The organism is Gemmatimonadales bacterium, assembly GCA_019637315.1.
Lineage (GTDB): Bacteria > Gemmatimonadota > Gemmatimonadetes > Gemmatimonadales > GWC2-71-9 > SHZU01.
The window spans coordinates 63,883-77,048 of the sequence record JAHBVU010000015.1 but is presented as its reverse complement, the minus strand read 5'-3'; the positions used below and the strand labels follow the sequence as shown (position 1 = coordinate 77,048).

General features: G+C 66.0%; 13 protein-coding genes. 11 read left to right on the top strand and 2 right to left on the bottom strand.

What is annotated here, in order from left to right; translation table 11 throughout:
- The first annotated feature begins 4 nt into the window (after positions 1-4).
- The 5 genes from KF785_13575 to KF785_13555 are packed head-to-tail and all read left to right on the top strand — an operon-like array spanning position 5 to position 5,178.
- Complete coding sequence (locus KF785_13575) at positions 5-1,345, top strand: RagB/SusD family nutrient uptake outer membrane protein (protein ID MBX3147791.1); 1,341 nt, start codon at positions 5-7, stop codon at positions 1,343-1,345.
- Positions 1,342-2,511 (top strand): serine hydrolase, encoded by a 1,170-nt coding sequence (locus tag KF785_13570; protein ID MBX3147790.1) that lies wholly within the window; start codon positions 1,342-1,344, stop codon positions 2,509-2,511. Before KF785_13575 ends, KF785_13570 begins: the two co-directional genes overlap by 4 nt.
- Positions 2,511-2,924 (top strand): Rieske 2Fe-2S domain-containing protein, encoded by a 414-nt coding sequence (locus KF785_13565; protein ID MBX3147789.1) that lies wholly within the window; start codon positions 2,511-2,513, stop codon positions 2,922-2,924. Before KF785_13570 ends, KF785_13565 begins: the two co-directional genes overlap by 1 nt.
- 26 nt (positions 2,925-2,950) lie before the next feature.
- Positions 2,951-4,012 carry a beta-propeller fold lactonase family protein gene (locus KF785_13560; protein ID MBX3147788.1) on the top strand — a complete coding sequence of 354 codons (1,062 nt, stop codon included), beginning with the start codon at positions 2,951-2,953 and terminating at the stop codon, positions 4,010-4,012.
- Positions 4,009-5,178, top strand: a complete 1,170-nt coding sequence (locus tag KF785_13555; protein MBX3147787.1) for a serine hydrolase — start codon at positions 4,009-4,011, stop codon at positions 5,176-5,178. Before KF785_13560 ends, KF785_13555 begins: the two co-directional genes overlap by 4 nt.
- Before the next feature lie 23 nt (positions 5,179-5,201).
- Here the strand turns inward: KF785_13555 and KF785_13550 are convergent, their stop codons facing one another.
- The gene (locus KF785_13550; protein ID MBX3147786.1) at positions 5,202-5,606 is read right to left on the bottom strand and encodes a cytochrome c; all 405 of its coding nucleotides are present in this window, start codon (positions 5,604-5,606) and stop codon (positions 5,202-5,204) included.
- Positions 5,607-5,768: 162 nt separating this feature from the next.
- Here KF785_13550 and KF785_13545 point away from each other — a divergent pair, with 162 nt between their 5' ends.
- From KF785_13545 to KF785_13530, 4 genes are read left to right on the top strand one after another with little or no spacing between them, the layout of a single operon-like run.
- Positions 5,769-7,175, top strand: a complete 1,407-nt coding sequence (locus KF785_13545) for a YfcC family protein (protein ID MBX3147785.1) — start codon at positions 5,769-5,771, stop codon at positions 7,173-7,175.
- Entirely contained in the window at positions 7,172-8,020 is an 849-nt protein-coding gene (locus KF785_13540) for a DUF1295 domain-containing protein (GenBank protein MBX3147784.1), read from the top strand. The genes KF785_13545 and KF785_13540 overlap by 4 nt, the downstream gene beginning before the upstream one ends.
- 10 nt (positions 8,021-8,030) lie before the next feature.
- The gene (locus tag KF785_13535) at positions 8,031-8,357 is read left to right on the top strand and encodes a DUF1475 family protein (GenBank protein ID MBX3147783.1); all 327 of its coding nucleotides are present in this window, start codon (positions 8,031-8,033) and stop codon (positions 8,355-8,357) included.
- A complete protein-coding gene (locus tag KF785_13530) occupies positions 8,350-9,033 on the top strand; it encodes a DUF3159 domain-containing protein (protein ID MBX3147782.1) in 684 nt (227 codons plus the stop codon). The genes KF785_13535 and KF785_13530 overlap by 8 nt, the downstream gene beginning before the upstream one ends.
- Positions 9,034-9,077: 44 nt before the next feature.
- On the opposite strand, the gene KF785_13525 is transcribed toward KF785_13530, so the two are convergent.
- Entirely contained in the window at positions 9,078-9,671 is a 594-nt protein-coding gene (locus KF785_13525) for a hypothetical protein (protein MBX3147781.1), read from the bottom strand.
- 125 nt (positions 9,672-9,796) lie between these two features.
- On the opposite strand from KF785_13525, the gene KF785_13520 reads away from it, so the two are divergent.
- Positions 9,797-11,446, top strand: a complete 1,650-nt coding sequence (locus KF785_13520; protein ID MBX3147780.1) for an alpha/beta-hydrolase family protein — start codon at positions 9,797-9,799, stop codon at positions 11,444-11,446.
- Between the two features lie 215 nt (positions 11,447-11,661).
- Positions 11,662-13,104, top strand: coding sequence for a nitrite reductase, copper-containing (gene nirK / locus KF785_13515; GenBank protein ID MBX3147779.1), 1,443 nt, complete (start codon positions 11,662-11,664; stop codon positions 13,102-13,104).
- Positions 13,105-13,166 lie beyond the last annotated feature (62 nt).

The window sequence follows — 13,166 nt, the reverse complement described above, 5'->3', positions numbered from 1 at the left end:
ACCCATGGCCTCGACTGTATCAATGCGCCGGCTCGGCTGCACCGCTGCGCTGGTCCTGACCTCGGCGTGTGGCGCCCTCGAAAGCCTCCTCGAGGTCGACGTCCCGAGTCAGATCCCGGCCGAGCAGTTTGAAGTGCCGGCCAATGCGCCGCTGATCGTCAACTCGGTAGTCGGCGAGTTCGAGTGTGCGCTCTCACGGTTCATCGTCGCCGGCGGTTTGGTGGGCAACGAGCTGCGGGATGTTCAGGCCACCGGCGGTCCGGGAACGACGTGGGACCTCGATCGGCGCACCATCCCGCCGGTCGGCTACCACGCGGCCGACGGCTGCAACGGGATTCGCTTTGGTGTGTACGTGCCGTTGTCGACCACCCGCTGGCTGGCCGACAATATCCTGGCGAGCCTGCAAGGCTGGTCTGATGCGCAGGTGCCCACCCGTGCCGAGCTGATTCCGCGGGCCGCGGCGTTTGCGGGGTACAGCACGCTGCTGCTGGGCGAAGCGATGTGCAGCGTTGCCCTCGACGTCGGTCCGGAGCTGACCCGCGATGCCATGTTCCAGCGTGCCGAGGAGCGTTTCACCCAGGCCATCGCGGCGGCAACCGCCGCGGGTAACAACTCGCTGCTCAACCTGGCGCGGGTTGGCAGAGCGCGAGCCCGGCACAATCAGGCCATTCGCGGCGGCACCGTGGTCAGCGCAGCCAAGCTGGCGGAAGCGGGTGCCGACGCCGCCCTCGTGCCGGCCGGCTTCGTTTTCAACGCCGCCTACGTGTTTCCAACGGAGCGAACCGAGAACCGGATCTTCGGCTCGATCAACCGTCAGAGTCTGAATGCGGTCGAGGAAGTGTACCGGAACCTCACCTGGGCGGGCGTGCCGGATCCGAGGGTCGTTGCCGTCGATGCCGGACGGCCGGGCGCCGACGGCGTCAACCGCCTCTGGGAGCAGCGCAAATACACCGGTTCCAACAGTCCGATTCCCATCGCTCGGTACGCAGAAGCGCAGCTGATCATGGCGGAGGCAGCTGTGGCAGCGGGTAATCCCCAGGCTGCGACGAACATCATCAACGCCTTGCATCAGGCGGCGGGTATCCCGGCCTTTGCCGGCGGCGATGCGGCCACGGTCCAGGCCCAGATCGTCGAGGAGCGCAAGCGCGAACTCTTCCTCGAAGGCCACCACCTGGCCGATCTTGGCAAGTACACGATTCCACTCTTTCCGGCGGCGGGGCTGGCGTTTCAGGCGGCGGTCGGTGGCAACAACAAGGGCGGAACCTATGGCACCGACACCTGCCTGCCGCTGCCGAATGTCGAGCGGGACAACAACCCGAATCTCGCCGTGGCGCGCGATCGATGAGGATGACTCGGAGTGCCTGTGTCGCGCTCGCTGCGTTGCTCGCGATCGTGCCCGAGGCGGTCGCCCAGCGGCCCGCCGCGAGGACCGAGGCCTACTTTCCGACCCGGTTCGAGTGGGCAACCCGGCGTCCCGAGGATGTTGGCATGAACGCCGCGAGGCTCCAGGAGGTGGTTCGGTTTGCCGAGGCCAACGCCGGCAATCTGCACTTGAATGGCGACTCGCTGGCCCTGGTCCTTGCCAGCGAGCCCTACAATGAGATCGTCGGGCCGACCCATCAGCGCGGTCCCCACAACGGGATGGTCATCAAGAACGGCTACATCGTGCTGGAGTGGGGCGATACCCACCGGGTCGACTGGACCTTCAGCGCGACGAAGAGCTACCTGGCCACCATGGTCGGGTTGGCCTATGACGCGGGGCTGATCGAGCGGCTGACCGATCCGGTGCGGCGCTATGCTCCGGACACGCTGTTCGCCCCGCCGCACAACTCGGGGATTACCTGGGAACATCTCCTGCAGCAGACCTCCGAGTGGCAGGGAACGCTTTGGGGCAAGCCCGACTGGGCGGATCGCTACAATCGGGAGACGGGGCGCCGCCCGGTTCGCCCGCCAGGTTCGCACTACACCTACAACGACGTCCGGGTCAATCTCACGGCTCTGGCTGCCACCCACGTCTGGCGGCGTCCGCTGGCCGAGGTGTTTCGCGATCGGGTGATGGATCCGATTCAGGCCTCGAACACCTGGCGGTGGCACGGATACCGCAATTCCTGGATCGACATCGACGGACGTCAGGTCCAGTCGGTTGCGGGCGGAGCGCACTGGGGCGGGGGGATGTGGATCAGCACCAGGGATCACGCCCGCTTCGGTCTGCTCCACCTCAGACGTGGTGTCTGGGCCGGGCAGCGGATCCTCTCGGAACGGTGGATCGACCTGGCGACCACGCCCTCGGCAGCGAACCCCTCGTACGGCTTCATGTGGTGGCTCAACACCGGCAAGCGCCAGTTGCCCGCCGCGCCCGAGAAGTCGTTTTATGCAGCTGGTGGCGGCGGCAACTACGTCTGGGTCGATCCTGAGCATGACCTCGTTGTGGTGATTCGCTGGATCCCGGAACTCAACGGTCTGCTCGAAAAGGTGCTGGCGGCTCTCGAGCCGCCCGCCCGGAGTCGTTGATGACGCTCGACCGCCGCCGCTTTCTCCAGGTGGCCGCCGCCGGAATGGCCATGCCAGTCATGGCGCCGGCGGCTGGGCAGCATCCGGTCCTCAAGATCCGCCTCGCTGATCACCCGGTCCTCGCTACGGAACGCGGTGCGCTTCGGCTGCATCCGGAGGGGGCGAAGAGTCCGGTCGACATCCTGGTCCTGCCCGAGGGTGGCTACGCAGCGGTCTGGCCGATCTGCACCCATAACGGATGTCCGGTACGGCCCGAGGGCTGGGAGCTGTTCTGTCCGTGCCACGGCTCGATCTTCGCCCGCGATGGCCGAGTCCTGAGTGGTCCTGCGTACAAACCGCTGACGCGCCTGCCGTTGGTCGAGGCGCCCGGCGGCGAGCTGCATATCACACTGATCGACCCGATCGACCCCTGAGGTCGAGGTCCCCACAGGAGACTCGTATGCGTTCACGTCGCTTCCGTCCTGCCGCCAAGGCCTCTGCGGCAGCCGCGCTGTTCCTGGCGCTCGTTGCTGTCGGGGCCCACGCGCAGGCCAAAGAGTACATGTACATCCAGAACAGCCGAGGCGGAGACATCACGGTCATCGCGATTCCCGAGCACGAGATCGTCAGCACGATCCCGGCGTCGAAGATCGGCAAGGTGCCGGATGACGTCGTGCCGTCGCGCGATGGCACCAAGCTGTTCATACCGCGGATCGAAGGGCGCGACGTCGTCGTCGTCAGCACCGAGACGGAGGAAGTGCTCTTCACGGTGCCGGTCTCGGGGGTGCCGCATCATGTCACGGTCAGCGCGGACGATCGTTTTCTGTACGTCCCGATCTTCAGCGAGTCGTTCGTCGAGGTAATCGACATTCAGGCGCGCAAGGTCATCACTCGCGTACCGGTCGGCTACGGCCCCCATGGTACGCAGCTCTCGCCCGACGGGCGGCGCGTCTATGTCGGCAACATCCTCAGCGACCGGATCGCGGTCATCGACGTAGCCACCAACCGCCTGCTCAAGGGCATCGATCTGCCCGAGGGTGTCCGCCCGTTCATGATCTCCCCGGACGAGAAGAAACTCTGGACTCAGCTCTCCCGACTGAACGGCTTTGTCGAGGTCGATCTGACCACCGACCGCCTGACCAAGACGATTCACCTTCCGACGCTCGGCAAGGTGCTCCCCCCCGAGGCGACGGCCTCGTTCCCACACACCTACGGTCACGGCATGTGGCTGACCTCCGATGGCTCGCTTCTCTTCGTGGCGTCGACGGTCTACGATTTTGCGGCGGTGCACTCGGTGCCGTCCATGGATCTGATCGCGACCATTCCCACCGGCAAGGAGCCGGGCTGGCTGGCCTGCAACCGGACCGATACCTACTGCTACACCTCGAACCGGGGCGACAACACCCTGTCTGTGATCTCGGTGGCCGAACGCAAGGAGATCAAGCGGATGCCGGTCGGAAACTTCCCGCAGCGCATCAATACCGCGCTGGTGCCCCGCAGGAACGTCCGGAACTCGCGGTGAGGCAACGCCCCGTGCTGGCGGCGCTGGCCTGTGCCTGGCTGCTGGCCGTCATGCCGGTGGCCGCGCAGCAGCGGCCCTACTATCCGGACGCAGCCCCTGCCTGGGAGCGCCGCCGCCCCGCGGAGGTGGGCATGGATTCCGTCGCGCTCCAGCGAGCCGTGGCGTATGCCCTTGCCAATCCCTCGGGCTTGCTGGGGACGAAGACGGTCGAGGAAGCGATTGCCAGGCAGGAGCGGTCGCTGGCGGCCATGAACGAGCCGGACCCGCGGGTCATCGGCCCGTTCATGGTGCACAAGAACGTCAATGGGCTGATCATCCGGCGCGGCTACATCGTGGCGGAGTTCGGCGACACCCGGTTCGTCGACCTGACGGCCAGTCTCAGCAAGAGCATTCTGTCGCTCGCGGCCGGCGTCACCTTCGACCAGGGATTGATTCATCATGTCGACGACCGGGTCGGCGACTACGTTCGGGACGGCGGCTTCGACTCGCCGCAGAACGCCGCGATCACCTGGCGCCAGCTGCTGCAGCAGACAAGCGGGTGGGAGGGAACCCTCTGGGGCAAGCCGGACCTGAACGACCGTCGCACTCGACGCGACCCGACCACTCCGCTTCAGGCTCCGGGAACTTTCTGGGATTACAATGATGTCCGGGTCAATCGCCTGGCGCTGTCGCTGCTCCGGGTCTGGCAGCGTCCGCTGCCGCAGGTCCTCGACGACTACGTCATGAAGCCGATCGGCGCGAGCCCGACCTGGGAGTGGCACGGGTACGACAACTCCTGGGTCACGATTCGCGGTGTTCAGGTTCAGTCGGTCAGCGGCGGGGCGCACTGGGGTGGGGGCTTCTGGGTGAGTGCCGAGGATCTCGGCCGGATTGGCCTCCTCTACCTTCGCAACGGGCGGTGGAAGGATCGACAGATCCTCTCGCCGGAGTGGATCCGGATGTCGGTGACGCCGGCGGAGCTGCGCCCCGATTACGGTTTCCTCTGGTGGCTCAACACCGATCAGCGCATGGCCCGCAACAGCCCCGCGAGTGGCTACGCCATGCGGGGCGGGGGCGGCTTCTACTGCTGGATCGATCCGGTCAACGACCTCGTCATCGTCGTCAAAGCGATGGGCGGCAACCTGGGCGAATTTGTCGACCTGGTAGTGGCGTCGGTCCGGCGTTAACGCAGGGCCGCCCCAAACCGGAACTACCGCTGGTGTGAGTGGTGTCCCGGCCGCGCTCGCACGTGTACCGTATCGGCGAGCGTCAGGATATACCGTGCCACTGCAGTCAGCTGCGCATCGCTGAGGTGCGATTGCGGCGGCATGATCCCGAACCGCTCGATCACGTGCGGCGGCATGGCCGAGCGATCCGCAGCAGGCTCCTTGAGATACGCCAGCAGCGCGGGCACCGGGTCGGGGAAGCGCCGCATGTAGTACGCGGCCGCGTGCGAAATCGGCGGCGCGAGCTTGGCCGGCGGCGCGACCGAGTGACACATCGCGCAGACCGTCTGGAAGATCTGCTGGCCCTCGCTCGGAGGGTTTGCCTGCTGAGCGGCGAGAGCGCCCGTGGTCAAGAAAAGGAGGCCTGCAATAGCGAGCTGACTGCGCATAGCACGATGCTCCGGTTCGTGGGGTGCCTGGGGTGGCACGCTCAAGCTTAGGAACCCCGGCTCCACCCCGGCAAGCGGGACCGGACTGCTCGTAATTCCGCCCGCCCCCTCGCCGCGTGCCACCGTCTTGCCGCGCTCACGATTCCCAGCGTACGTTCCCGGATGCCCACCCCATCCCCGGACTCCCCGCTGCCCGCGCGACAGTTCCGGGTACCGCACACGCTGGTTCTGCTCTTCGGCATCATGATCGTCGCGCTGGTGGCCACCTGGATCCTGCCCCAGGGCGCCTTCCAGACTGCGCCGAACGAGGCCGGCCGCATGCTGGTCGTGCCCGGCACCTACGAGGTGCTGCCTGAGCGGGTCACCCTGATGCCGTGGGCGCTGCTGACCGCGGTGCCTCGCGCCATGGCGGACGCGCAGGCCATCATCTTCTTCCTGATGATCGTGGGCGGCGCCATTGCGGTGCTCCGCGCCACCGGCATGATCGACGCGGTGCTGGGCGTGATCCTCCGCAAGGTGGGCCACTCCCCGGCGCTGCTGATCACCATCGGCGTCAGCATCTTTGCCGTCGGCTCCTCCACCCTGGGCGCCTCGACCGAGTACATCCCCTTTGCCGCGCTGCTGGTGGCGCTCTGCTTGGCCATGGGCCTGGACACCATGACAGCCATCGGTATCATTGTGGTGGGCTACTGCATCGGCTACGGCGTGGCGGTAATGAACCCGTACACCGTGATTGTCGCGCAGAATATCGCCGGTCTCGATCCGGTGAGCGGGCTGGCCTTCCGGCTCGCCCTCTTCGTGCCGTTCGTGGCCATCGGGATTCACCATGTCTGGCGCTACGCCACCCGGGTGCGCGCTAAGCCAGCGGCCAGCCTGATGGCGGGCATTGCTGCGGAGCAGGCGCCGGTTACCGAGCACCCGCCGCTCAGCGGCGCCCGCGCGGTTATCGCCGTGCTGACGCTCGTGGCACTTGGCGCGATGGTGTACGGCATTCCCAACCAGGGCTGGTACCTGATCGAGCTCGGCGCACTCTGGCTTGCCCTGGCCCTGGTCGCCGGACTGATCGGGCGGCTCGGCCTCGACGCCATGGCAAAGAAGTTCACCCAGGGGGCCTGCGACCTCGCCGTGGTCGGGCTGCTGGTGGGCTTTGCCCGCTCGATCGCGCTGCTGCTGGAAGACGGCCGAGTCTTGCACACCATCGTGCACGGCCTGTCGGTGCCGCTGCAGAGGGTCGGGCCGGAGCTCGCCGCGGTGGGCATGCTCTTCGTGCAAACGGTCCTCAACTTCTTCATTCCCTCCGGCAGCGGCCAGGCCTTTGCCACCATGCCGATCATGGCGCCCCTCGCCGATGTCGTCGGCCTGACGCGGCAGGTCTCGGTGCTGGCCTTCCAGTTCGGCGACGGCTTCAGCAACATGATTCTCCCCACCAACATCGTGCTGATGGCGATACTCGGCATTGCCGGGATTCCCTTCGACCGCTGGGTGCGCTTCATCGCGCCACTGCTGCTCAAGCTGCTGGTGGCGGCCTCGATCACGCTCGTGATTGCCGTGATGGTCGGCTACCAGTGACGCTTCTCGCAGCTCTGATCGGCGCTCTCGTCGCCTGGGCAGGAAGTCAGGGCGGCGTGACCGTGGGCGGCGTTCCAGCTTTCGCCATCGCGGTCGCTGCGGCGTTTCTGATCCAGTGGCTCGTCTTCATTCCGTCCTACCGCTTCCAGACGGAAAAGTTCTTCGACCTGACGGGCAGTCTGACCTACCTGACAGTGGTCGGAATCTCGCTCTGGGCCAGCCGGCAGAATGCTGCGCTCGACGGGCGGTCCTTGTTGCTGGCAGCGCTGGTCGCGGTCTGGGCCATCCGGCTCGGCAGCTTCCTGTTCAGCCGAATCCACCGGGCAGGGAAAGACGACCGCTTCGACGACCTCAAGCCCTCGTTCGTCCGCTTCCTGAATGTCTGGACCATGCAGGGCCTCTGGGTCACTTTCACGGCGGCCGCCGCGCTGGTCGCCATCACGTCCACCTACCGGAAGGACCTGGACGGTTTCGCACTGGTTGGTACGCTGATCTGGCTGCTCGGTTTTGGATTCGAAGCCGTCGCCGATGCGCAGAAGAGCCGTTTCAACAGCGACCCGAGGAACAAGGGCAGGTTCATCTCGACGGGTCTCTGGTCTCGTTCTCGGCACCCCAACTACTTCGGCGAGATCGTGCTGTGGATCGGCGTGGCAGTCATTGCGCTCCCGGTTCTGCACGGCTGGCAGCGGATTGCGCTGATCTCTCCGGTCTTTGTCGCCGTCCTGCTCACTCGCATCAGTGGTATTCCACTCCTGGCGCGGAAGGCGGAGGCCAAATGGGGCGGACAGGCGGACTATCAAGCGTACAAGGAGCGGACACCCCTACTGATTCCCCGGTTGTGGTGAGGTGCAACGTATGAAGCTGGCCAGGCTCGTGTCTCTGCTCGGTGTGATCGTGATGGGCGCCGCGATTGCCAACGGCTTCATCAACGGCGACTTCTTCGGCGAAGGCCGTCAGCTGGCCGCGATGCCCTGGGGCATCGTCTCGCTGGTCGACCTGTACACCGGGTTCGTGCTCTTCTCGATGTGGATCATCTATCGTGAGGCGTCGGTGCCAGCGGCCGTCGCGTGGACCATTGCCATGATGCTCCTGGGCTTCTTTGCCGGCGCGCTCTACGCCTTCCTGGCGCTCGGAGCCAGCAACGGCGACTGGCGCAGGTTCTGGCTCGGGAAGCATGCCTGACGGCGCGGGGCGGGGCCGCGAACTGCTGGAGGAGTTGCGCGGCGTATTCGGCGCGGTAGGTCTGCTGGATATCCTGCTGCCGCCGCTGCTCTTTCTGGTTCTCAACGGACTCGCGGGCTTCAATGCCGCGATGATTGGTGCGCTGGGCCTCTCCCTCCTGATCGCCGCCGTTCGGCTCCGCCGGGGACAGTCGCTGGTCTACGCCTTGGGCGGGATGGGCAGCGTCGGGCTCGCCATCGGCCTGGTACTCGTCGTCGGACGCTCGGAAGGATTCTTCCTGCCCGGCATCGTCAATGGCGGGGTGACCGTTGCGCTTGCGCTCGTCAGCCTGCTGATCCGCAAGCCGATGGTGGCATGGACGAGTCACTTCGCGCGCCGCTGGCCGCTCGAGTGGTACTGGCACGATCGTGTCCGGCCTGCGTACACCGAAGTCACGGTGGCCTGGGCGCTGTTCTTCGGCTTGCGCTTGGCAGGGCAGATCGTACTCCTGCAGAGCAGCAGTATCAGCCGGATTGCGCTGATCAACACCTTGCTCGGCTGGCCCGCCATCATCCTGCTGCTGATCCTCAGCTACCTGTACGGTACCTGGCGCCTGGCGCAGCTGGGTGGTCCGAGCGTGGAGGAGTTTCGGGAGGGTCGACCCGCACCGTGGCGCAGCCAGCGGCGCGGGTTCTAGTGCGCAGGGTCCGTCCGGATCTGCGCCGAGCCTTCAGGGTGAGCTCACATGGTCGGCGTGAACATGATGTGCGCCTTCGGCGTGCCCGGCGACATCAGCCAGGGCTCGTTGCCGTGGGGGCGCTCCGGCAGGCCAGTGGACGCGCCCGTGGCATACGGGATGTACACCACGTACAGCTTTCGCGCCCCGCTGACCTCCCCCGCCTTGGGGTCGAAGCTGCCGCCGAAGAGCTGCCAGAGCGCCGCTGGTCCGGACGGCAGCTTGAGTTTGCCGCTCCGCGCTTCCGCGTAACGGACCGTATCGATCTGATCTGCAGGTGTGCCGGCTGCCCGGAGTTCGCGCCCGCGTGCCATGAACGGCTCCAGCGACTCGTGGTAGCACGAGACGTGAAAGCGCTGCTCTTTCGGGTACTGGGCCAGGCAGATCATGCCCTTACCCTCACGCAGGACGACGAACCGGCCCGCTCGATCGTAGCCCATCACCTTGGCGGTGGCCCGCATCTCCACAGGCATGGCCAGCACGGCTGCGGCGATTTGCTCGGCGGCGGGGGGAATGGCGGCCTCGCCCTGGGCCCGAGCTGAGCCCGGAAGGGCCGCGAGCGCGGTAATGATGGCGGCGCGAAGGGGAAAGCTGCTCACCGGATCCTCCGTTAGTCAGGGACAGGTCTTGACGTTGAAGCTATCACGGCGCCGATTCTCGCACCACGGTGCACTCCGGGGGAGCTTTCCCGCCCGGGGCAAGGGAGCTATCGTCCCTGGTCGTGATGACTGCCCGGACTGAATCCCGCTTTACCGCCGCCCTGTGTGTCACCGGGCTGTTGCTTGGTACGCTGTTCTTTGCCGCGTCGCTGGGCCCCGGGCTGCTGCCGCGAACCTGGGCCATGCAGGGCATCCTCTCGGGCTTCTCCCTTGCCATCGGCTACGGCATCGGCGCCTACGGCCGACGGCTCTGGCGCTGGCTGGAACTGCCGCGGTTCGGGGAACGCTGGCACACCGTCGCCGTGATCGTGGCCGGTACCGTTTGCCTCGGCGTGATGCTGGCCGCCCTCTGGCATGCCGCCGCGTGGCAGAACTCCTTGCGGGCGCTGATGGGTCTGGCGCCGGTCGACAGTGCCCACCCGTTTCGCGTCGGCGGCGTCGCCCTGCTCGTTTTCGGGGCGCTCCTCGGCGTGGCCCGCCTGTTTCAGATGACCTGGCGCTTCTTTGCGCGCAAGTTTGGCCGCTTCATTCCGCGGCGCGTTGCGGCACTGGCCGGCGTGGTGGCCGCGATTTTCGTCTTCTGGACCATCATCAATGGCGTGCTGTTCAGCCAGTTGCTGCGAAGCTTCGATGCCTCCTTCCAGGGCATTGACGCACGGATCGAGGCAGAGACCGCAGCGCCGGTCGAGCCCTGGAGGACTGGCAGCGGCGCCTCGCTGATTGCCTGGGAGGACCTTGGCCGCCGAGGCCGCGAGTTCATCGCGGCCGGGCCGACTCTCGAGAGCCTGCAGGCCCGCTTTGGCAGCACCGCACAGGCACCGCTTCGGATCTATGTTGGCCTCAACTCCGGCGAAACCATTCAGTCCCGCGTCGACCTCGCGATGGCCGAGCTGGACCGGGTGGGTGCCTGGGACCGCTCGGTCCTCGTCCTGGTCACACCGACCGGCACCGGTTGGATCGACCCGAACGCCATCGAGACCCTGGAACTCCTCCATCGTGGTGACGTCGCGACCGTGGCGCTCCAGTACTCCTACCTGCCGAGCTGGCTGTCGCTGATGGCGGAAGGGGAGTACGGCGCCGAGACCGCGCGGGCGACCTTCGCTGCCATCTACGGGCGCTGGACCAGTCTCCCGCGCGACCAGCGGCCGAAACTGTACTTGCATGGCCTGAGCCTTGGTGCGCTCAACTCGGCCCTGGCGGCCGATATCTACGACGTCATCGCTGATCCGTTGAACGGTGCGCTCTGGAGCGGCCCGCCGTTCCGCAGCGTGATGTGGCGCACGCTCACTGACCAGCGCGAGCCGTCGTCGCCGGCCTGGCTACCCCGGTTTCGTGACGGGTCGGTCGTCCGTTTCACGAACCAGACGAACGCGCTCGACCTGCCTGATGCGCAATGGGGTCCGATGCGCATCGTCTACCTCCAGTACGCGAGCGACGCGATAACCTTCTACGAGACGCGGGCAGCCTTCCGGCAGCCGGCATGGATGGAGGCTCCGCGTGGGCCCGATGTCTCGCCGGCACTGCGCTGGTATCCGGTCGTAACCATGCTGCAGTTGGCGGTCGACATCGTGGCCGCGGACAAAGCCCCGATGGGGTTCGGTCACGTCTACGCACCGGAGCATTACCTCGATGCGTGGGTTGCCGTTTCCGACCCCGAGGGGTGGGACAGTGCTGCGCTGCAGGCGTTGCGCGACGAGTTTCGCGCCAGGCGGTAGCCGGGCGGCTTCAATGAGCTCCGCCGACTCACCGAGTCACGCGTCGCCAGCCTGATTTCTGAATCCCGATCCGCCCGACCTGGACGACTCGCGCCCGGAAGGTTTCACGCATCACAGATCCGACTTGCCCCGATTGCGGTCCTTACTCAAGTGTCTTGCTCGGTCTCATCACTCGCGATACGTTGCGAAGTATCCCAAATCAAGGACGCCTCGTCATGGCACTCGTCTCACGAGCCCGAGCGGCATTGCTGCTGCTCGTGGTCGGCTCCAGTCTTGGCTGCTCGAACGATCGTCTCCGCGGCGAGGAGACGGCCGTGCTGACCGCTCCGCCAATGGTCCCGGCTCCCATCACGCGGCGCCATCCTGCCAAAGTCATCGTCAACCTCGAAGCGCATGAACAGACATCACGCCTCGCAGACGGCGTGGAGTACACCTTCTGGACCTTCGGCGGCACGGTGCCGGGATCATTCATCCGGGTCCGTGAGGGCGATGTGGTGGAGTTCCATCTTGCCAACCATCCTTCGAGCAAGAATCCTCACAACATCGACCTCCACGCCGTGACCGGCCCGGGCGGTGGTGCATCGGCGTCACTGGTGATTCCCGGTCAGCAGTCGATGTTCACGTTCTCGGCGCTGAATCCCGGCCTCTACGTCTATCACTGCGCGACAGCGCCAGTCGGGATGCACATCGCCAATGGCATGTACGGGTTGATCCTTGTCGAACCCAAGGCCGGTCTGCCGGCGGTGGATCGGGAATACTATGTGCAGCAGGGGGAGTTCTACACGCGCGGAAACTTCGGGGTTGCCGGTCATCAGCCGTTTGATATGCAGCGCGCCATCAACGAGGATCCGGCGTACGTCGTCTTCAACGGCTCGGTCGGAGCGTTGATGGGTGACAACGCCCTGACCGCGGAGGTCGGCGAAGTCGTTCGGCTCTACGTCGGCAACGGCGGGCCCAATCTCATCTCCTCGTTCCACGTCATCGGCGAGATCTTTGATCGCGTCTACACCGAAGGTGGCACCAGGAGCATCAACGAGAACGTCCAGACAACGCTGATACCCGCCGGTGGCGCGGCAATCGTCGAATTCAAGGTCGAGACCACGGGCAACTATATCCTCGTGGACCACTCCATCTTCCGGGCCTTCAACAAGGGCGCCATTGGTTCACTGGTGGTGGGCGGGGTAGCGGACAGCAGTGTGTTCTCCGGTCGCCAGTTCGAAGGCATCTACCAACCCGAAGGCGGGGCGCTGCAGCGGATGCCTGATGCGGCTGCGCCCGCGCCACCAGTTGCCCGGACGCCTGCTGAGCAAATGGCGATGGGTGAGCGGGTCTACGCGCAGAACTGTGCCGCTTGCCACCAGCCCAATGGTGCGGGGCTGACGGGCGCATTCCCGCCGCTTGCCGCCTCCGACTACCTCAATGCTGATGCGAGCCGCGCCATCGGCGTAGTGATCCACGGACTCTCCGGTCCCATTACGGTCAATGGGGCGCAGTACAACAGCTTGATGCCCGCGCTGGCCCTCAGCGACGAGGATGTGGCCAACGTGCTGACCTATGTATACGGCCAGTGGGGTAACAACGGGACGCGGGTGACAGTCGAGCAGGTCCGGCAGGTGCGTGCTGCAGGCGGACAGCGGGTAAACATGGAAGCGCACTGACAACGAACCCTCGAGGGCTTCAGCAGGTACCTCGAGGCTCCGCGCCCCCTGGGGCCATCACC